The 19433-nt window shown below is 53.9% G+C and carries 17 protein-coding genes; 3 read left to right on the forward strand and 14 right to left on the reverse strand.

All coding sequences use genetic code 11. From position 1 onward, the window contains the following. Positions 1–70: 70 nt before the first annotated feature. On the reverse strand, positions 71–454 hold the full coding sequence (locus tag ACNAU7_RS07050; RefSeq protein ID WP_118810728.1) for an MAPEG family protein: 384 nt from the start codon (positions 452–454) through the stop codon (positions 71–73). A 3-nt stretch (positions 455–457) separates the two neighbouring features. Beyond that, positions 458–1999, reverse strand: coding sequence for a Re/Si-specific NAD(P)(+) transhydrogenase subunit alpha (locus tag ACNAU7_RS07055; protein ID WP_416301752.1), 1542 nt, complete (start codon positions 1997–1999; stop codon positions 458–460). A gap of 289 nt (positions 2000–2288) precedes the next feature. Between ACNAU7_RS07055 and serB the strand changes: the two genes are divergently transcribed. From serB to purH, 3 genes are all read left to right on the forward strand, one after another. Continuing rightward, the gene (gene serB, locus ACNAU7_RS07060) at positions 2289–3122 is read left to right on the forward strand and encodes a phosphoserine phosphatase SerB (RefSeq protein ID WP_308072978.1); all 834 of its coding nucleotides are present in this window, start codon (positions 2289–2291) and stop codon (positions 3120–3122) included. 65 nt (positions 3123–3187) lie between these two features. Next, positions 3188–4411 (forward strand): chloride channel protein, encoded by a 1224-nt coding sequence (locus ACNAU7_RS07065; protein ID WP_416301753.1) that lies wholly within the window; start codon positions 3188–3190, stop codon positions 4409–4411. A 160-nt stretch (positions 4412–4571) separates the two neighbouring features. After that, positions 4572–6152: a bifunctional phosphoribosylaminoimidazolecarboxamide formyltransferase/IMP cyclohydrolase gene (purH, locus tag ACNAU7_RS07070; protein ID WP_416301754.1), complete on the forward strand. Its 1581-nt coding sequence runs from the start codon at positions 4572–4574 to the stop codon at positions 6150–6152. A gap of 171 nt (positions 6153–6323) precedes the next feature. Here purH and ACNAU7_RS07075 read toward each other — a convergent pair whose 3' ends face one another. The 12 genes from ACNAU7_RS07075 to ACNAU7_RS07130 form a co-directional block, all read right to left on the reverse strand. After that, complete coding sequence (locus ACNAU7_RS07075; RefSeq protein ID WP_416301755.1) at positions 6324–6944, reverse strand: L-threonylcarbamoyladenylate synthase; 621 nt, start codon at positions 6942–6944, stop codon at positions 6324–6326. 98 nt (positions 6945–7042) lie between these two features. Then, positions 7043–8353, reverse strand: a complete 1311-nt coding sequence (locus tag ACNAU7_RS07080; RefSeq protein WP_416301756.1) for an NCS2 family permease — start codon at positions 8351–8353, stop codon at positions 7043–7045. A 137-nt stretch (positions 8354–8490) separates the two neighbouring features. After that, positions 8491–9669 (reverse strand): cell division protein FtsZ, encoded by a 1179-nt coding sequence (ftsZ, locus tag ACNAU7_RS07085; RefSeq protein WP_416301757.1) that lies wholly within the window; start codon positions 9667–9669, stop codon positions 8491–8493. Positions 9670–9787: 118 nt separating this feature from the next. Further along, on the reverse strand, positions 9788–11032 hold the full coding sequence (gene ftsA / locus ACNAU7_RS07090; RefSeq protein WP_416301758.1) for a cell division protein FtsA: 1245 nt from the start codon (positions 11030–11032) through the stop codon (positions 9788–9790). An 85-nt stretch (positions 11033–11117) separates the two neighbouring features. Further along, positions 11118–11846: a cell division protein FtsQ/DivIB gene (locus ACNAU7_RS07095; RefSeq protein WP_107863062.1), complete on the reverse strand. Its 729-nt coding sequence runs from the start codon at positions 11844–11846 to the stop codon at positions 11118–11120. Continuing rightward, positions 11836–12750: a D-alanine--D-alanine ligase gene (locus ACNAU7_RS07100; RefSeq protein WP_416301759.1), complete on the reverse strand. Its 915-nt coding sequence runs from the start codon at positions 12748–12750 to the stop codon at positions 11836–11838. The genes ACNAU7_RS07095 and ACNAU7_RS07100 overlap by 11 nt, the downstream gene beginning before the upstream one ends. A 113-nt stretch (positions 12751–12863) precedes the next feature. After that, complete coding sequence (murC, locus tag ACNAU7_RS07105; protein ID WP_416301760.1) at positions 12864–14273, reverse strand: UDP-N-acetylmuramate--L-alanine ligase; 1410 nt, start codon at positions 14271–14273, stop codon at positions 12864–12866. 83 nt (positions 14274–14356) lie between these two features. Next, on the reverse strand, positions 14357–14536 hold the full coding sequence (locus ACNAU7_RS07110) for a hypothetical protein (RefSeq protein ID WP_107863066.1): 180 nt from the start codon (positions 14534–14536) through the stop codon (positions 14357–14359). A 25-nt stretch (positions 14537–14561) separates the two neighbouring features. Further along, positions 14562–15629, reverse strand: coding sequence for an undecaprenyldiphospho-muramoylpentapeptide beta-N-acetylglucosaminyltransferase (murG, locus tag ACNAU7_RS07115; protein ID WP_416301761.1), 1068 nt, complete (start codon positions 15627–15629; stop codon positions 14562–14564). A 3-nt stretch (positions 15630–15632) separates the two neighbouring features. Then, positions 15633–16937, reverse strand: a complete 1305-nt coding sequence (locus tag ACNAU7_RS07120) for an FtsW/RodA/SpoVE family cell cycle protein (RefSeq protein ID WP_416301762.1) — start codon at positions 16935–16937, stop codon at positions 15633–15635. A gap of 143 nt (positions 16938–17080) precedes the next feature. After that, positions 17081–18418, reverse strand: coding sequence for a UDP-N-acetylmuramoyl-L-alanine--D-glutamate ligase (gene murD / locus ACNAU7_RS07125; RefSeq protein ID WP_416301763.1), 1338 nt, complete (start codon positions 18416–18418; stop codon positions 17081–17083). Between the two features lie 87 nt (positions 18419–18505). Continuing rightward, a complete protein-coding gene (locus tag ACNAU7_RS07130; protein WP_416301764.1) occupies positions 18506–19426 on the reverse strand; it encodes an SEL1-like repeat protein in 921 nt (306 codons plus the stop codon). Positions 19427–19433 lie beyond the last annotated feature (7 nt).

Here is a 19433-nt window from a genome sequence, read left to right on the forward strand (position 1 = left end):
CCGATTTTCGATGATTTGTTTTCAATGCCGTCTGAAAAATTGACGTTCGTGTTTTCAGACGGCATCTGTTTTAAGCAGCCGCGACAAACAGCCCGACGGTGCAGGCAAATCCGCCCGCCCACATCAGCGAGCGCAATGCTGCTTTGTCGGCGATATAGCACCAGATAAAGGCGAGGCGGAACAGGATGAACAGACCGGCAAGCGTGTTGATGGTCGATTGCTCCGCATTGCCGGTTGCGTGTGCCGTCAAAACGGCGGCGGCAAACGGTGCAAATGCTTCAAAACCGTTTTGCTGCGCGGCGTGGGCACGGGCGGCTGCGCCTTGCGTGTGTGCCAGAAAATCGCGCGGATTGTGGTTGTCTTTAAACCGGAATCCGCCCGCTTTTTTGGCATACGCCGCACAAAAAAGCGGCAATAAGCAGGCAATCAAGATGCACCAATAGGCAAAAGTCATGTTTTATCCTTTCCTAAACATATTCAACATCCGGCGCGTGACGAAGAAGCCGCCGAAGATATTGATGCCGGCAATCAGGATGGCGATGAAGGCAAGCAGGGTAACGAAGCCGTTGCCTTGGCTGATTTGCAGCAGCGCGCCGACGACGATGATGCCGGAAATGGCGTTGGTTACCGACATCAGCGGGGTATGCAGCGAGTGGCTGACGTTCCAGACGACGTAATAGCCGATGACGCAGGCGAGGACGAACACGATAAAGTGGTTCAGGAATGCTGCGGGTGCGACCGCGCCGACCCACAGCACCAATATGGCGGCAATGACGGCAGGCGCGAGCTTTTTCCACAGGGGAACGGGTTTCGGCTCGGGCTTGGCGGCAGGCGCGGCTTTTTCAGACGGCGTTTGCTGCGGCTGGGCGGAAACTTGAATCGGCGGAGGCGGGAAGGTGATTTCGCCGTCGCGGGTAACGGTCATATTGCGGATAATCACGTCTTCAAAATCCAGCGTGATTTCGCCGTCTTTGTTCGGGCTTAACAGCTTGGTCAGGTTCACCAAGTTGGTGGCGTAAAGCTGGGACGACTGTCCGGCAAGGCGGTTTGCCATATCGGTGTAGCCGATGATTTTCACGCCGTTGCCGGTTACGGACAATTCGCCTGGGCGGGTGAGTTCGCAGTTGCCGCCCGTCGCCGCCGCCAAATCGACGATGACGGAGCCGGATTTCATGCTTTCCACCATTTCTTTGGTAATCAGCTTGGGCGCGGGTTTGCCCGGAATGGCGGCGGTGGTGATGATGATGTCCACTTCTTTCGCCTGCTCGGCAAAGAGTTTCATCTCGGCGGCGATAAATTCGTCGCTCATCACTTTGGCGTAGCCGTCGCCGCTGCCGCCCGATTCTTGCGGGAAGTCGAGTTTCAGGAACTTACCGCCCATCGATTCGATTTGTTCCGCCACTTCCAAGCGGGTATCGAACGCGCGCACCACTGCGCCGAGCGAGTTTGCCGTACCGATCGCCGCCAAACCTGCCACACCTGCGCCAATCACCAAAACCTGCGCGGGCGGCACTTTGCCTGCGGCAGTAATTTGACCGGTGAAGAAACGGCCGAAGGCGTTGGCGGCTTCAATCACGGCGCGGTAGCCGCTGATGTTTGCCATCGAAGACAAAGCGTCCAAAGCCTGCGCGCGGGAAATACGGGGCACCATGTCCATCGCCAGCGCATTCACTTTCTTGGCGCGCAAGGCTTCGACCAAGGCTTCGTTTTGGCGCGGCCACAGGAAGCTGACGATGGTTTGACCTTCGTTCAAAAGCGGCAGCTCGTCTTCGGACGGCGCGTTGACCTTATAAATCAAAGGGCAGGTCCAAACCGCCGCTTTGTCGGCAACGGTTGCGCCTGCTGTTTGGTAAGCGGCATCGTCCAAACTTGCCGCCAAACCTGCACCGCTTTCGACAACGGTTTCAAAGCCCAGTTTGCCCAGCAGGGCAACGGTGGCGGGCGTGCAGGCGACGCGGGTTTCGCCGGATAATGACTCGCGTGGGATACCGATTTTCATCTCTGAATCCTTTTTCGGGTTGTTTATATGTATCGTGGGTTAAATTTAAATCGGGGCAGGGCGGAGCAACGCCGTACCGGTTTAAAACCGATTCACTTCAAATGTTAATATATTTTAGATAATCCCCTTATAACGAATTTTCATCAGGCTGGCAATAGTTGCGGCATTTTCCCGTGTTGTCCGACACATACTGCCGTTTGTTTTTGAAGTCGTTTTCCGATTGCAGTCCCGCCCGCCGTAACATTCTTTGCCGTTTCACTATATAATCCGCATTTTTTGAGCCGCCGTTATGCCGCACGCCCTCGTCCTCCAATTTCTCTCCGCCGAAGCCCTGCCTTCCGACTTCCCCTCACGCCTGCCCGAACCTGATTGCGCCGATGAAAAGCGTATGCGTTTTATTGTTGAAGAAGGGTTTTCTTTAAGCGAAAAAGACGCGGCGTTGCTTGGCAGCCGTCAAATCGACCACGCCGTGTTGCCGGATATGGATTTCGGCGAACTCGGTTTGATTGTCAGCGATATGGATTCGACGCTGATTACCATCGAATGCGTCGATGAAATTGCGGCAGGCGTGGGTTTAAAAGACAAGGTAGCGGAAATTACCGAGCGTTCGATGCGCGGAGAGTTGGATTTCGAGCAGTCGTTGCGCAGCCGCGTTGCGCTGTTGGCGGGATTGGACGAACAGATTTTGGCGGACGTTTATGAAAACGTTTTGAAGCTCTCGCCCGGTGCGGAATTTTTGTTGGACGAATGCAAAAGGCACGATGTGAAATTCTTGCTGGTGTCGGGCGGCTTCACGTTTTTTACCGAACGTCTGCAACAACGCCTCGGCTTCGAATACCAGCACGCCAATGTTTTGGAAATTGAAAACGGCAGGCTGACCGGACGTTTGAAAGGCAGAATCATCGACGCGCAGGCAAAGGCAGATTTGTTGCTCGAATACCGCAGCCGCCTCGGATTGCAGCCGCATCAAGTGTTGGCGGTGGGCGACGGTGCGAACGATATTCCGATGCTCAAAGAAGCGGGCATAGGCGTGGCTTACCGTGCCAAACTGAAAGCGCGGGCCGCCGCCGATGCCTGTATCAACTTCGGCGGTTTGGAGCGTGTACGCGGCCTGTTCGGATAGGCGGATAGGAAACGGATGCCGTCTGAAAAACGTGTTCAGACGGCATTTGAACGGCAGGAACGACAGTGGGACGCAAGAAACTTTGGTTTGCCCTGGCAGCAGCGGGCGTTATCGGCGGTTTGGTCGGCATTGTGCTGACGGAACTGATGCACTTCATACAGCATACGGCATACGGTTATGGCGCGGACGGCGTGTACATATCGTTCCGCGAAGGCGTGGCACAGGCTTCCGGTATGCGGCGCGTTGCCGTGCTGACGCTGTGCAGCGCGATCGCAGGCGGCGGCTGGTGGCTGCTCAAACGTTTCGGCAAGCCGCAAATCGAAATCAAAGCCGCCTTGAAGCAGCCGTTGCAGGGGCTGCCGTTTCTGACGACGGTTTTCCATGTTCTGCTGCAAATCATAACGGTCGGACTCGGTTCGCCGCTCGGACGCGAAGTCGCCCCGCGTGAAATGACTGCCGCGTTTGCTTCGGCAGGCGGCAGGCGGTTGGGTTTGGACGAAGGCGAAATGCGCCTCTTGATTGCCTGTGCGTCCGGCGCGGGTTTGGCGGCGGTGTATAACGTGCCGCTCGCCTCCACGCTGTTTATCCTCGAAGCGATGTTGGGCGTGTGGACGCAGCAGGCGGTTGCCGCCGCATTGCTGACTTCGGTCATTGCCACCGCCGTCGCGCGTATCGGTTTGGGCGACGTGCAGCAGTATCATCCCGCCAACCTTGCCGTAAATACTTCATTGCTTTGGTTTTCCGCCGTCATTGGCCCGATACTGGGCGCAACCGCCGTCTTTTTCCAGCGTACAGCCCAAAAGTTCCCCTTTATCAAGCGCGACAATATCAAAATCATTCCCTTGGCAGTCTGCATGTTTGCGCTCATCGGCGTGATTTCCGTTTGGTTTCCCGAAATTTTGGGCAACGGCAAAGCAGGCAACCAACTGACCTTTGGCGGATTGACCGACTGGCAATACAGCCTTGAGCTGACCGCCGTCAAATGGCTGGTCGTCTTGATGGCGTTGTCGGCAGGCGCATACGGCGGCCTGATTACACCGTCCATGATGCTCGGCAGCACCATCGCCTTTGCCGCCGCAGCAGCGTGGAACAGTGTTTTCCCCACAATGCCGTCTGAAAGCGCGGCAGTCGTCGGAGCGGCAGTGTTTCTCGGCGTATCGCTCAAAATGCCGCTGACCGCCATTGTGTTCGTATTGGAACTGACCTACGCGCCGCTGTCCCTGCTGCTGCCTTTGTGCATCGGCATGGCGGGGGCATTGGGAACATCGGGAAAAATGGGCTTCAAATGAATGCCGACAAATGCCGTCTGAAAGGTTTTCAGACGGCATTTCTTTGTAAATTGTCAACAATATCTGCAAAAACCTACTGCCAAAAAACTGAAAATAGCGGATAATACCGCCCCGAAAAAGTTCCCCTTTCCCCATCCAACTGTCAGAAAAGGAAGCCCCAATGTCCGTCATCAAACGCGCCCTGATCAGCCTGTCCGACAAGACGGGCGCAGTCGAATTTGCCCAAACCCTGACCAAGCTCGGTGTCGAAATCCTCTCTACCGGCGGCACGGCGAAGCTGCTTGCCGATGCGGGCGTTCCCGTGATTGAAGTTGCCGACTACACCGGTTTCCCCGAAATGCTCGACGGCCGCGTGAAAACCCTGCATCCGAAAATCCACGGCGGTATTTTGGGCCGGCGCGATTTGGACGAACACGTCGCCAAGATGGAAGAACACGGCATCGGCAATATCGACCTCGTGTGCGTCAACCTTTACCCCTTCGCCGCCACCATCGCCAAACCAAACTGCACGCTGGAAGACGCGATTGAAAACATCGACATCGGCGGCCCGACTATGGTGCGCTCCGCCGCGAAAAACTGGAAACACGTCGCCATCGTTACCGACACCGCCGACTTCCCCGCAATTGCCGCCGAACTCGAAGCCAACAACGGCGCATTGAGCGACAAAACCCGTTTCAACCTCTCACGCAAAGCATTCAGCCACACCGCCCAATACGACGGCATGATTTCCAACTACCTGACCTCGCTTTCAGACGGAGTTTTGAGCGGAGAGCCCCAAATCGGCGAATTCCCAAGCCAGTTCAACCAAAGCTGGATTAAAGTGCAAGACATGCGCTACGGCGAAAACCCGCATCAGCGCGCCGCGTTCTACCGCGATATTGACCCCGCCGCAGGCAGCCTTTCCGCCTACAAACAACTGCAAGGCAAAGAATTGTCTTACAACAACATCGCCGATGCCGATGCCGCATGGGAAGCCGTCAAATCCTTTGACGCACCAGCCTGTGTGATTGTGAAACACGCCAATCCGTGCGGCGTCGCTGTTGCAGCCGATACCTTGACCGCCTACAAACTCGCCTACGCCACCGACACCACCAGCGCGTTCGGCGGCATCATCGCTTTCAACCGCGAAGTCGACGGCGCAACCGTCAAACAAATTACCGACAACCAGTTTATGGAAGTCCTCATGGCGCCTAAGTTCACCGCCGAAGCCCTCGAAATCGCCGCCGCCAAGAAAAACGTGCGCGTATTGGAAGTGCCGCTCAAAGCAGGTGCCAACCGCTTTGAACTCAAACGCGTCGGCGGCGGACTGTTGGTACAAACCCCTGATATTCACCGTCTCAACCGCGCCGATTTGAAAGTCGTCTCCAAACGCCAACCAACCGAGCAAGAATGGAACGACCTGATGTTTGTTTGGAACGTCGCAAAATACGTCAAATCCAACGCCATCGTTTTCGGCAAAGGCGGCCAAACCTACGGCATCGGTGCAGGCCAAATGAGCCGCGTGGACAGCACCCGCATCGCCGCCCGTAAAGCGCAAGATGCCAATCTCGACCTCAACGGCGCATGTGCCGCTTCTGATGCCTTCTTCCCATTCCGCGACGGCGTAGATGTCATTGCCGAGCAGGGCATCAAAGCCATCATCCATCCGGCAGGCTCCATGCGCGACCAAGAAGTCTTTGACGCAGCGGACGAACACGGCATCGCCATGGTGGTAACCGGCATCCGTCACTTCCGCCATTAATGCAGATAAACAAGGTAATGCCGTCTGAAGGGCTTTCAGACGGCATTTTGTTTGATGTTCCGAACAGACAATCCGCCTGAAACAAAATGTGCGGCGGCATTTCGAACTTCCGTAAACGGCAAAACACCCGATACGTTCGGACGGCTGATGCTTCAGACGGCATCGGTTTCCCTACAAACCGAACACCGCCGTATCGCCGCAACCTTGGCGCACCAATTCCGTACCGTCGGTCATGTCGATGACGGTAGTCGGATCGGTTCCGCACCAGCCGCCATCAATCACCAAATCGACGGCGTGTTCCAGCCAGTCGCGGATTTCATAAGGGTCGGTCAGCGGTTCGCCGTCTTCGGGCAGCATCAGGGTGCAGCTTAAAAGCGGTTCGCCCAATTCCCCCAGCAGGGCTTGTGCAATGGCATTATCGGGAATACGCAGCCCGATGGTTTTGCGTTTCGGGTGCAGCGTGCGCGCCGGCACTTCCTTCGTCGCCTGCAAGATAAAGGTATAAGGTCCGGGCGTGGCGGCCTTAAGCTGACGAAACTGTACGTTGTCGATTTTGGCGTATGTGCCCAACTCGCTCAAATCGGCACAGACCAGTGTCAGATGGTGTTTCTGATCGATTTTGCGGATAGAGAGTATGCGTTCCATCGCCGCCTTATCGCCGAGTTTGCAACCCAAGGCGTAACACGAATCGGTCGGATAAACCACCACACCGCCTTGATTGATGATTTCGACTGCCTGCTTGATGAGGCGTTCTTGGGGATTGTCGGGATGAACGGCGAAAAACTGTGCCATAGTTTGTGTCCTTATCGTCATGTTTTCCGTATTGTACGCCCAAAATCCAAACAAAATGCCGTCTGAAAATTTCAGACGGCATTTGATGCTTCCAACCATCAACCCAAATACCAGAATTTTAGTGCCCACAATACGGCAACAATCCATACCATAGGTGGAACATCCCCTGTTCGGCGACACAAAAGTTTGACTACGGCATAACTAATGAAGCCGAAAGCAATGCCGTCTGCAATCGAATAAGTAAACGGCATGAAAACAATGGTCAGGAACGCAGGCGCGGCTTCCGTCATATCGTCCCAATCAATATCCCGGGCACTGCGGAGCATTTGCGTACCAACATACAGCAGGGCGGGTGCAGTAGCAAAAGCGGGAACACTTTTCGCCAATGGGGAGAACATCAGACACGCCAGCATCAATACGCCGACGGTAACCGCCGTCAGGCCGGTCCGTCCACCTGCCGATACGCCCGCCGCACTTTCCACATAAGGCGTGGTTGAAGAAGTACCCAAAGCCGCACCTGCCACAATAGCGGTAGAGTCTGCAAGCAGTGCGCGTTTCAGGCGGGGCAGCTTACCGTCCACCAGCAGTCCGGCACGGTGGGATATGCCGACCAGCGTTCCGGTACTGTCAAATAGATCGACCAGGAAAAAGACGAAAATCACGCTGACCATGCCGACGGTAAACAACCCTTTAAAATCCATCAGCATAAAAGTCGGCGCAATGCTCGGCACTTCGCCGATGATGCCGTGAAACTCGTTCAAACCCATCAGGCTGGCAATGACGGTAATCGTCAGAATGGTGATGATGATTGCGCCTTGAACGCGGAAATGCCCCAATACGACCACCATGACAAAACCGAACAATGCCAACAGTGCGCTGGGCTGATGAATATCGCCCAAGCCGACCAAGGTTGCCGGATTGGCAACGATAATGCCTGCGCCTTTCAGGGAAATCAGTGCCAAGAACAGACCTATACCGGCAGCAATCGACATTTTCAAACCCATAGGCAGTGCATTGACCAGCATTTCCCTGACTTTAAAAAAGCTGAACAGGATGAAAATCAGACCAGAGATGAACACCGCACCCAACGCAACCTGCCAAGGCACGCCCATACCCTTAACGACGGCAAAGGTGAAATAGGCATTCAGCCCCATCCCCGGTGCGAGTGCAATCGGATAGTTGCCGACAAAACCCATAACAAAACAGCCGATGGCAGACGCGATACAGGTAGCGACGAATACCGCCCCCATATCCATGCCGGTTTCACCCAAAATCAACGGGTTGACGATAACGATGTAGCACATCGTCAAAAAAGTCGTCAAACCCGCCATCAATTCGGTGCGGACCGTTGTACCGTTTGCCCGAAGATTGAAAATCCTGTCCAACAGTGTTTGTTTTGAAGTGTCCATATCTGAAAGTCTGTATCAAGTGGAAAAATCTGAATCCGCCGACCGCAAACCGTACGGAATTGCAACATCTTGAAAAACATACCTCCCAAACCGGACAAACCGGTTCGGGAGGCAATGGGTTTACGGCACACGGAGCATTATTTGTCTGAATTGTACTGACGGCGCAAAATCGCAGGGATTTCAAAGTTGTCAAGTACGGACTGATTGTCAAAATCCGCTGCTGTCAGATTCATGGTGCGGATACCGCGATTGGTGCGGATCATACCTTCGACATTGTGGCTTTGCTCCTGTTTGGACGGGGCAACCGCTTCTACCTCCCTTGCCGGAGCAGGATCGACCGCGCCTTTTTCTTTCAGACCGGTAGCGATAATGGTAATCCGGATGGCATCTTCGCTCATGGTCTCGTCTTCAGCAGCACCGAATTTGCATTCCAAATCGGGATGCGCGCTTTGGTTGACGATTTTCATGACTTCAGACAACTCGGACATTTTCAGGCAACCCGGAGCAGTCGTAATATTGACCAGCACACCGCGTGCACCATCCAAAGTTACATCGTCCAACAGAGGGCTGGAAATGGCCTGATCAGTTGCCATACGCGCACGGTCGATACCTTGGGCATAACCAGAACCCATCATGGCGATACCGCGGTTGCTCATCACGGTTTTCACGTCGGCAAAGTCGAGGTTGATGATTTCGCTCGGGCAAGTTACCACTTCGGAAATGCCTGCGACCGCATCGCGCAATACATTATCGGCGGCACGGAAGGCTTCGCGCATCGTTACGTCTTCACCCAAGGCGGTCATCAGTTTGTCGTTCGGGATGATGATCAGCGAATCGACGTGTTCTTTCAACTGTTCTAACCCTGCCTGTGCCACATGGACGCGTTTGCCTTCATATGCGAACGGGCGGGTAACCACGGCAACGGTCAGAATGCCCAAAGACTTGGCAATCTCAGCAACAACCGGCGCCGAACCGGTACCGGTACCGCCGCCCATACCGGTCGTAATAAAGAGCATATTTGCACCGCGAATGGCTTCTTCAATGGCTTCCCGGTCTTCCTGGGCTGCCGCACGGCCGATATCGGGATTCGCGCCCGCGCCCAAACCGCGTGTCAGATTCGTACCCAACTGGATTCTCTTCGCCGCATGGTTTTTTGCCAGAGACTGCGCATCCGTATTGGCACTGATAAACTCCACACCGCGCACATTGTTGGCAACCATGTTATTGATTGCATTGCAACCGCCGCCGCCCAAGCCGATTACTTTAATTACCGCAGGGCTGACTGCCGATTCTGCCACGTCGTAAACAAATTCCATTCAAAAACTCCTGCTCGCCCCGTTCAGAGGACGGTTTAAATAAATTATTATTTATTATATAAGAAGTATCTTGCTGCTGGCAAAATACTTCTCACCTGTCAAACGGCAATCCAACTGTTCAGAGGTTGTTTTCAATCCACCGCTTCAATCTTGCCAACAAACCGCCGCCCTCTTCCCTCTCTTGCACTGCACCGTTTTCCAGCTGCGGCAAGTTTCCTTCCAGCTTGCATGCTGCATGAAGCAGCCCGATAGCGGTAGAAAAGCGCGGTGTGCGGACGCGGTCGGACAAACCGCCCATTTCTTGGGGTGCACCGGTGCGTACAGGCAGATCGAAGATTTTTTCGGCAAATTCCACAATCCCGGTCATCATGGACACACCGCCGGTCAGAACGATACCCGCATTCAGCACTTCTTTGGGGAAACCTGATTTTTGCAGCTCGCCCAGCACTACGCCAAAAATCTCCTGAATACGTGCACTGATGATTGCTGCCAAAACCTTACTGGAAACCTGACGCGATGTCCGGTCACCCACGCCCGGAACTTCAATCATCTCATCCAAGCCTTCCGTATCGCATGATGCCACGCCATAATGGATTTTAATGTACTCGGCGGCATCGAGAGGTGTTCTCAACGATTTGGACAAATCTTTGGTAATCAGATTACCACCGGCCGGAATGACGGACGTATGGCGGATGGCGCCGTTCATATAAACGGCAATATCGGTCGTTCCGCCACCAATGTCGATGACGCATACGCCGAGGTCTTTTTCATCTTCAGTCAGCACCGCCTGCCCGCTTGCCAACGGCTGAAGCATGATCTGATCGCTTTTCAAGCCGCACCGCTCGATACATTTTTGGACATTCTGCACTGCCGTACTTGCACCGGTAATGATGTGCACCCGCGTATCCAAACGCACACCGCTCATACCGATGGGCTCCCTCACGCCAAGTTGGGTGTCAATAATGTAGTCTTGAACCACGGCATCGAGAATTTTTTGATCGGGCGGGATATTGATTGCCTTTGCCGTTTCAATGGCGCGATCGATGTCTGCCTGCGTGACTTCCCCGTCTTTAATTTTAACCACACCTTGCGAATTAAGACTGCGGATGTGGTTGCCTGCGATACCTGTGGTAACGTGGGTAATTTTGGTATCCGCCATCAGCTCGGCATCATTGACCGCCTGCCTGATGGCTTGGACGGTGGCATCGATATTGGTTACCATGCCCGCGCGCAAGCCCCGTGAAGGAGCCTGCCCCAAACCGACGATGTTGATTTTGTCGTCATCTTGAACTTCCCCGATCAGTGCGAGGACTTTAGACGTACCGATATCCAGTACGCTGATGTATCTTTTCTGCTGTTCCATTGTTCGTCTGCTCTTAAAACTGATTGAAATTTGCGTCGCACCATTTCAGACGGCACGGCCGTAATCTGTCCGATACCTGTTCCCACTATTCTTCAGATTCTTTTTCGGGTAAACCATCGGAAGCATAGCGGACTGAAAATCCGTCCTTATACCTCATATCCACATAGGATAACCGATTTTTATTTTTACGCAACAGATGTTGCCACGCTTCGGTAAAAAGCCGGAGGCGTTTCATCTCGTTTTCCCGTCCGAGCCTGACGGTGATGCCGTTGTCCAAAACGACATTCCACGCCGAACGTGCCGTATAGGTCATCTCTTTGATGCCCAAACCCTGTTTTGCCAAAACAGTCGAAAATTCGTCATAACGGCGGAGCATTTCGGCAGACGTTCCTTCCGCGCCCCTGAATACCGGCAGGCCTGGTCTGTTTAAATGTGCCTTAAAGACATTTCCCTCGCCATCCACCAAGGCATTGCCGCCCCAACGCGCGACCGGCTTGCGCTCGGTCAGGACGACCTCAACCGTATCGGGAAAACGGCGGCGCACCATGACCGACGCAATCCACGGATACCGGCGGTAGGCCTCCTGTGCGCCATTGATGTCCGTCCTCAAAATATTCCCATGGATGTATTCTTTCGCCAAACTGCCCAATGCTTTCTTATCGGAATAAACTAGGTTGCCCTTCAGCGACACCTGCTTGACGGGCAGATGATTCGAATTGTAAAACCAAACCAGCCCGGACGCAGCAAGCAGCATCGCCATCATGACAAGCAGCCAGCGCGTCAGCCGTTCCATCGCTTCGGCATTATCCCACATGTGCGGTCTTCAAAATTTCAATACATAAATCGGCAAAACCCACGCCCATAACGGCAGCGGATTTCGGTACTAAACTATGGCTCGTCATACCGGGCAGGGTGTTGATTTCCAACAGATAGAGTTTGCCGTCGGTATCTTTGAGGAAATCGACGCGCACGCAGCCTTCCGCACCGATTGCCTGCGCGCCGCGAACCGCCAGTTCGCGCATCAGGCTTTCTTCGGCTTCGGTCAGATTTTCCGAAGGACATTGATAAATGGTGTCGTCTCGGTTGTACTTGGCTTCGTAGTCGTAAAACTCGGTTGCGGGAATGATGTGTATGCCGGGCAGCCCTTTGCCGTTCAGGACGGGGCAGGAATATTCGCCGCCGCCGATAAAACGTTCGGCAATGATTTCGCCCTGAAGGTGTTTCAATTCTTCGTACACGCTTTTCAGACGGCCTTTTCCTTTGACTTTTACCACGCCTACGCTGCTGCCTTCGGCCGCCGGTTTCACAAACATCGGCAGGCCCAATTTTTCTTCGACGGCATCGAAATCAGTGTCGTCGTGCAGGACGGCGAACTCGGGAACGGGCAATCCCAATGCTTGCCAAATCAGTTTGCAGCGGTATTTGTCCATGCCGATGGCGGATGCGGCGACACCGCTGCCGGTATAGGGGATGCCCAACAGTTCCAACGCGCCTTGAACCGCCCCGTCTTCGCCGTAAGTACCGTGAAGGATGTTGAATGCCGTCTGAAAACCTTGTGCCTTCAATTCAGACAATGGGGTTTCTTTAGGATCGAAGGCGTATGCGTCTATGCCTTTGCTTTTTAAGGCGTTCAAAATGGCGGTGCCGCTGTCCAGCGAGATTTCTCGTTCGCTGGAAAAACCGCCCATCAATACGGCCACTTTGCCAAAATTCTGCATTGTTTTTTGTTCTTTCCTGATTACTTTATGCTTGTTGCCAGAGGTCGTCTGAGACCTGATTTGCGGTTTCAGACGACCTTTATATGATGTTCCGTCTGTCAGGCGGGTGTGCCTCAAATCTGTTTCGACAATTCCAGTAGCGCGGCGGGGATGCGGTTGATGCTTCCCGCGCCCATATTCAACACAACATCGCCGTCCTGCAAAACATTCAGCAGCATTTGCGGCAGGTCGGCAACATTTTCGCAGTAAATCGGCTCAAGTTTGCCCAATACGCGGATGGCGCGTGCAAGGGCGCGGGAATCGGCCGCGGCAATCGGCTCTTCACCGGCGGCATAAACTTCGGTCAACACCAGCGCGTCAACGGTATTGAGGACTTTGGTGAAGTCTTCAAACAAATCGCGTGTACGGGTATAGCGGTGCGGCTGAAAGGCCAATACCAAACGTTTTTCAGGGTATGCACCACGTGCAGCGGAAAGGGTTGCCGCCATTTCGACAGGATGGTGGCCATAATCGTCCACCAGCAAAGCAGTTCCGCCGTTTGGCAATTTAATGTCGCCATATTTTTGGAAGCGGCGGCCGACACCTTCAAAGCCGAGCAAGCCTTTTTGGATCGCTTCAACCGATGCACCAACTTCCAGCGCCACGCCAATGGCTGCCAAGGCATTGAGAACGTTGTGGCGGCCGGGCATATTCAAAACAACCTCAAACGGCTCTTGCTCATGTCCTTTCATTTGCACATGAACGGTAAATTTCATTTGCGCGCCGACGTTTTCGATGTCGGTTGCGTAAATATCGGCGGTATCGTCCAAACCGTAGGTGGCGTAAGGTTTACTCACTTTGGGCAAAATCGCGCGGACGTGTTCGCTGTCGATACACAAAAACGCTTTGCCGTAGAACGGCATACGGTGGATAAAATCAACAAACGCCTGATGCAGTTTTTCGACGCTGTGTCCATAGGTATCCATATGGTCTTCGTCAATATTGGTGACGACGGACATAATCGGGGTCAGATGTAGGAAAGAGGCATCGGATTCGTCGGCTTCGGCGACGATGTATTCGCCTTTGCCCAAGCGGGCATTGGTACCTGCGGCATTGAGTTTGCCGCCGATAACGAAAGTGGGGTCGAGACCTGCCGCACCGAGGATGGAAGCGGTCAGGCTGGTGGTCGTGGTTTTGCCATGCGTACCGGCGATGGCAATGCCGTCACGAAAGCGCATCAGTTCCGCCAGCATCAGGGCACGCGGAATAACGGGGATTTGTTGCGCCAACGCAGCGACAACTTCGGGATTTTCTTTTTTGACGGCGGTAGAGGTAACGACAACGTCTGCGCCATTGACGTGTTCGGCGGTATGACCGGGATAAACTTGAATGCCCAGGCTGCTCAAATGCTCGGTAGCGGCATTTCGCGCCTGATCCGAACCGGAAACTTTAAAGCCCAAATTGTGTAAGACTTCGGCGATACCGCTCATGCCGACGCCGCCGATACCGACAAAATGGATGTTGGTAACTCGATTTTTCATCATAATGTTGCGTTCCGGTGGATTTCGATGCGTAAAGGCGTTATTTTAAAGGGCTATCCGCTTCTACGCCATAGTTTTCTTGTAAATTACAGATGTTTCGGCATACAGGATTTCATATCGATGGCAATATAGTTAAAAATAAGGCTGCACTCAGCAGTAAACCCTGCTTTCCTGCCCATTTTCAAACTCGATTTCATATACCGAAACACCAGAAAAAACAAAATATAAGGCCGTCTGAAACCGGTTTCGTGGTTTTCAGACGGCATCTGTTTCGTTTATCGCATCATGTCATCATGCCGTACACTCGATAGCGGCTTCCGCCACGTCGTCCGCACTGTGCGGCAGCGCCAGCGTGCGGGCATTTTCCGCCCATTTGAGGCATTTCTCGCGGTTCAAGCCGCCGAGGATTTCGGCAAGTTTTTCCGCTGTCAATTGGGTTTGCGGCAACAGCAATCCCGCCTCCGCCTGCACCATAAAACGCGCGTTGGCGGTTTGATGGTCATCAACGGCGTGAGGATACGGCACCAGCAGCGCGCCCAGCCCCGCCGCCGTCAACTCGGCAATCGTCAGCGCGCCGGCACGGCAAATCACCAAATCGGCATCACGGTAGGCGGACACCATGTCGGTAATAAATTCGACGCACTCGGCTTGCACACCCAATGCATCGTAATCCGCCTGCAGATTGCCCAATTTATTGCGACCAGACTGATGATACATTTGCGGACGAGCTTCCTCGGGCAATAATGCCAATGCCTGCGGTACGGTTTTATTCAAAACGTCTGCACCCAAACTGCCGCCGACCACCAAAATTTTCAGACGGCCTTCACGCCCTTGGAAGCGTTCGGCAGGCACGGGCAGGTTGCTAATATCGGCGCGGACGGGATTTCCGACCAAACCGCCTTCGTGGCTGAATGCTTTCGGAAAAGCGTACAATACCCGCTTCGCCCAGCGCGACAGGTGGCGGTTGGACAAACCGGCCACGGCGTTTTGCTCGTGAATCACAATCGGCACGCTGCACAGTTTCGCCGCCAAACCGCCGGGGAAGGTAACGAAGCCGCCAAAACCGATAACGCATTCGACGCGGTGTTTGCGGATAATCCGCTGCGCTTCGCGGACGGTTTGATACAAAGTAAACGGCAGCATCAGCTTGCGTTTGATGCCGTTGCCGCGTACGCCCTTAATCGCCAGCGTTTCGAGCGGAATATCGTATTGCGGCACGATACGCTCTTCCATTGAATCCTTACTGCCCAGCCAAATCACATGATGGCCGCGCGCGCGCAACGAATCCGCCACCGCCAGCGCAGGGAAAATATGACCACCGGTACCGCCCGCCATCAGCATGAAGGTTTTACCGCCCATGATTTACTCCTCTTGGTAACCGCGCATTTTCCGGCGGTTTTCATAATCGATGCGCAACAGCAGCATAATACTGAAAAACATTACCCCCACTGCCGAACCGCCGTAAGAAATCAGCGGCAGCGTCAGACCTTTGGTCGGCAACGCGCCGATATTCACGCCAATATTGAAGAAACTTTGGATACCGATCCAAATACCGATACCCGAAGCGATATAGGCATTGAAGGTCAGCCCCAAATCACGTGCCTGTTTGCCGATGGAAAACGCGCGTATAACCAGCCAACCGTAACAGAACACCAGCACACACATACCGAAGAAACCGAATTCTTCGGCAATAATGGCGAAAATAAAATCGGTATGCGCTTCCGGCAGAAACCCGCGTTTGCTCAGACTTGCCCCCAAACCCATACCGAACCAGTCACCCCGCCCGATCGCCATCAGCGACTGGGTAAGCTGATAGCCTGTGTTCTGTTTGTCCTGCCATGGGTCGAGAAAGGTCAGCACCCTTTGCATACGGTAAGGGGCGGCGGCAATCATCAGCGCCATCCCGCTCAAAACACTGCCCACCAGAATGAAAAAATATTTCCACGGCAAACCCGCAAGGAACAGCAACCCGACAGTAATGACGGTAATCACGACAAACGAACCGAAATCCGGCTGGAACATCACCAGCGTCAAGCCGAACGCCACCAGCATGATAGGCAGGATAATCGACCGGAAGCGGTTATACATTTCTTTGGTTTCTCGGCGCGCCTGAGGATTGGTGAAAGACATCGCCAGATTGGCCGTCCCCCGCCAAATCGACCGCCAGCCGAGGTGTTCCATACTGCGCAACACTTCTTCGCGGCGGGTAAACAGGCTGGCCAGATATAAGATGACTGCCAACTTAAATAACTCGGTCGGTTGGAAATTGACTATCACCAAGGGAATCCAACGTTTCGCACCATTGACTTCATTGCCGACAAGCAGCACAGCAACCAACAACATAACCGAACTGGCGAATATCCACGGCACCAGCCACCGCCACGTTTTCATCTTCAAAAGGCTAAAGCAACCGCATAAGAACGCACTGCCAGCTACATACGCCGCCTGTTTGCCGACATAGCCGAATTGGCTGCCGCCTTCGCGTACCGCCGAGTCCACTGAAGCCGAATAAATCATCAGCAGGCTGAATACCGTCATCAACACCAACATCCACAAAAGCGACGTGTCGAATTTCCTGCCGTCGCGCACAATCTGCCTGTCGAGCAGCACGGTGTGGATACCGCTCCCCACCTTTACCAATATGTCCGAAATCTTCAAAAAAACCACCTGTCATTCTGTTTGCATCTGCCGCAAAGGGCAAAAATTTCAGACGGCAGATAATGCCGTCCGAACATGCGATACATCCCCAATCAATATTCTAAATCTTTACTTCCCGCCCAACAATGACGGCGTTTGCGTTTCAGACGGCATCACAAAGCCTTAAATGCTTCGATAAACACTTCCGAACGGTGCGCATAGCCTTTAAACATATCGAAACTCGCGCAGGCGGGGCTGAGCAACACAATATCGCCCGCTTCGGCTTGGGCGTATGCCGTCTGAACGGCTTCTTCCAAAGTGGCGCAGTCGGTCATATTCAGACCGCAGCCGTCCAAATCGCGGCGGATTTGCGGCGCATCGACACCAATTAAGAACACGCCTTTTGCCTTATCCTTCAACGCGTCGCGCAGGGGCGTGAAGTCCTGCCCTTTGCCCATACCGCCCAAAATCACGAAGAGCGGATTTTGCAAACCGGCAATCGCAGCAGCGGTTGCGCCAACGTTCGTGCCTTTGCTGTCGTCGATGAACACCACGCCGTTTTTCTCGCCGATTTTTTCCACGCGGTGCGGCAGGCCTTGGAAGGTTTTAACGTGTTCGAGCAATGCTTCGCGCGGCAAACCGACGGCTTCGCACAAGGCAACAGCAGCCATCACGTTGGCGGCGTTGTGCAAGCCTTGTAACGGAATGTCTTGCGTGGCAATCAAATCTTCATCGCCTTGTTTCAGACGACCCGTTTCGCGTTCCAACCAAAAATCAGCTTCGTGTTCCAACGAAAACCATTTTACTTCGCGCCCTGCCCGTTTCATCGCGCGGCAGAACGTATCGTCCGCATTCAAAACCTGCACGCCATCGCCACGGAAAATCTTGTCCTTGGTATGCGCATAATCAAGCAAGTCGTCGTAGCGGTCGAGATGGTCTTCGGAAATGTTCAGCACCGTCGCCGCAGTCGGGCGCAGGCTTTCGGTGTTTTCCAGTTGGAAGCTGGAAAGCTCCAACACCCACACGTCCGCCTTTTTGCCTTCACGCTGCAATTCCGCCTCCAAAACCGGCGTGCCGATATTGCCCGCGATAACGGTATCCAGCCCGCACTTGATGCAGAGATAGCCCACCAGGCTCGTTACCGTGGTTTTGCCGTTGCTGCCGGTAATCGCAATTACCTTGTCGCCGCGGCGGTTCACAATGTCCGCCAGCAATTCGATGTCGCCCAACACGCGCCCGCCATTTTGCTTGAACGCCTCAATATCCGGCTGCCGCTCGCTGATGCCGGGACTGAGTGCCAGAATATCGAAACCGTTGTCCAGCGCATCTTTCAGACGACCCGTGTAAAACACCAGCCCATCAAACATCTTACCGATTTGCGACACGCGCTCCGGTTTCAGCTCCGCATCATAAGCAGCCACCTCCGCGCCGTTTTTGCGCAGATAGGCAATCATGGAAATACCCGTACCGCCGAGTCCGGCGACGAGGATTTTTTTGTTTTGGAAAGTCATTTTGGTTTTGTCCTAAAACAAATCATATTGGGCAGGAAGGGATGTCCGCTCCTGCTCAAGCCGCTTTCAGACGGCATCGCGGGCTGTTCAATAACCCGCCTTCAGGCGTTGGTAATTGTCGCAGCCGTTTTGGTCTCCGTTGTCGCAAGCCTTACCGTACCATTCTTGTGCAAGGGCGAGGTCTTGGAGCACGCCTTGCCCTTGTTCATACATCACACCCAAATTATTTTGGGCTCCGGCATACCCTTGTTCTGCAGCCTTGCGATACCACTGCACTGCCTGTGCATCGTCTTGACGGACTCCTCGCCCATTGTCATACATCACACCCAAATTGAATTGGGCTCTGGCAAGCCCTTGTTCTGCAGCCTTGCGATACCACTGCACTGCCTGTGCATCGTCTTGACGGACTCCTCGCCCTTTGTAATACATCACACCCAAATTACTTTGGGCTTGGGCTAACCCTTGTTCTGCTGCCTTGCGAAACCAATGCACTGCCTGTGCATTGTCTTGACGGACTCCTTCGCCTTTGTAATACATCAGGCCCAAATCCGATTGGGCTTGGGCTAACCCTTGTTCTGCTGCCTTGCGATACCACTGCACCGCCTGTGCATCGTCTTGATGGACTCCTAGCCCTTGTGCATACGCCACACCCAAATTATATTGGGCTTCTGCAAGCCCTTGTTCTGCCGCCTTGCGATACCACTGCACCGCCTGTGCATCGTCTTGATGGACTCCTAGCCCTTGTGCATACGCCACACCCAAATTATATTGGGCTTCTGCAAGCCCTTGTTCTGCCGCCTTGCGATACCACTGCACCGCCTGTGCATAGTCTTGACGGACGCCTCGCCCATTGTCATACATAATGCCCAAATTATATTGGGCGTATGCATCCCCTTGCTCCGCAGCTTGAAGCGTTTCCCGAAAATCCGGTACGCCATCCGCCCACACCGCTTGGTTCAAGCCCAAGGCAATCAGGGCGGCTGCAAGCCATTTGGTTGTCTGTTTCATGCTTTCT

The sequence above is a fragment of the Neisseria sp. LACPHL-SPEC-2024-00856 genome (assembly GCF_047915665.1).
GTDB lineage: Bacteria > Pseudomonadota > Gammaproteobacteria > Burkholderiales > Neisseriaceae > Neisseria > Neisseria polysaccharea.

What these genes read in the sequence shown, in the direction of transcription:
- ACNAU7_RS07050 (WP_118810728.1), bottom strand. Translation starts at nt 454, where the DNA reads ATGACTTTTGCCTATTGGTGCATCTTGATTGCCTGCTTATTGCCGCTT.
- ACNAU7_RS07055 (WP_416301752.1), bottom strand. Translation starts at nt 1,999, where the DNA reads ATGAAAATCGGTATCCCACGCGAGTCATTATCCGGCGAAACCCGCGTC.
- serB (WP_308072978.1), top strand. Translation starts at nt 2,289, where the DNA reads ATGCCGCACGCCCTCGTCCTCCAATTTCTCTCCGCCGAAGCCCTGCCT.
- purH (WP_416301754.1), top strand. Translation starts at nt 4,572, where the DNA reads ATGTCCGTCATCAAACGCGCCCTGATCAGCCTGTCCGACAAGACGGGC.
- ACNAU7_RS07075 (WP_416301755.1), bottom strand. Translation starts at nt 6,944, where the DNA reads ATGGCACAGTTTTTCGCCGTTCATCCCGACAATCCCCAAGAACGCCTC.
- ACNAU7_RS07080 (WP_416301756.1), bottom strand. Translation starts at nt 8,353, where the DNA reads ATGGACACTTCAAAACAAACACTGTTGGACAGGATTTTCAATCTTCGG.
- ftsZ (WP_416301757.1), bottom strand. Translation starts at nt 9,669, where the DNA reads ATGGAATTTGTTTACGACGTGGCAGAATCGGCAGTCAGCCCTGCGGTA.
- ftsA (WP_416301758.1), bottom strand. Translation starts at nt 11,032, where the DNA reads ATGGAACAGCAGAAAAGATACATCAGCGTACTGGATATCGGTACGTCT.
- ACNAU7_RS07095 (WP_107863062.1), bottom strand. Translation starts at nt 11,846, where the DNA reads ATGTGGGATAATGCCGAAGCGATGGAACGGCTGACGCGCTGGCTGCTT.
- ACNAU7_RS07100 (WP_416301759.1), bottom strand. Translation starts at nt 12,750, where the DNA reads ATGCAGAATTTTGGCAAAGTGGCCGTATTGATGGGCGGTTTTTCCAGC.
- murC (WP_416301760.1), bottom strand. Translation starts at nt 14,273, where the DNA reads ATGATGAAAAATCGAGTTACCAACATCCATTTTGTCGGTATCGGCGGC.
- ACNAU7_RS07110 (WP_107863066.1), bottom strand. Translation starts at nt 14,536, where the DNA reads ATGCCGTCTGAAAACCACGAAACCGGTTTCAGACGGCCTTATATTTTG.
- murG (WP_416301761.1), bottom strand. Translation starts at nt 15,629, where the DNA reads ATGGGCGGTAAAACCTTCATGCTGATGGCGGGCGGTACCGGTGGTCAT.
- murD (WP_416301763.1), bottom strand. Translation starts at nt 18,418, where the DNA reads ATGACTTTCCAAAACAAAAAAATCCTCGTCGCCGGACTCGGCGGTACG.
- ACNAU7_RS07130 (WP_416301764.1), bottom strand. Translation starts at nt 19,426, where the DNA reads ATGAAACAGACAACCAAATGGCTTGCAGCCGCCCTGATTGCCTTGGGC.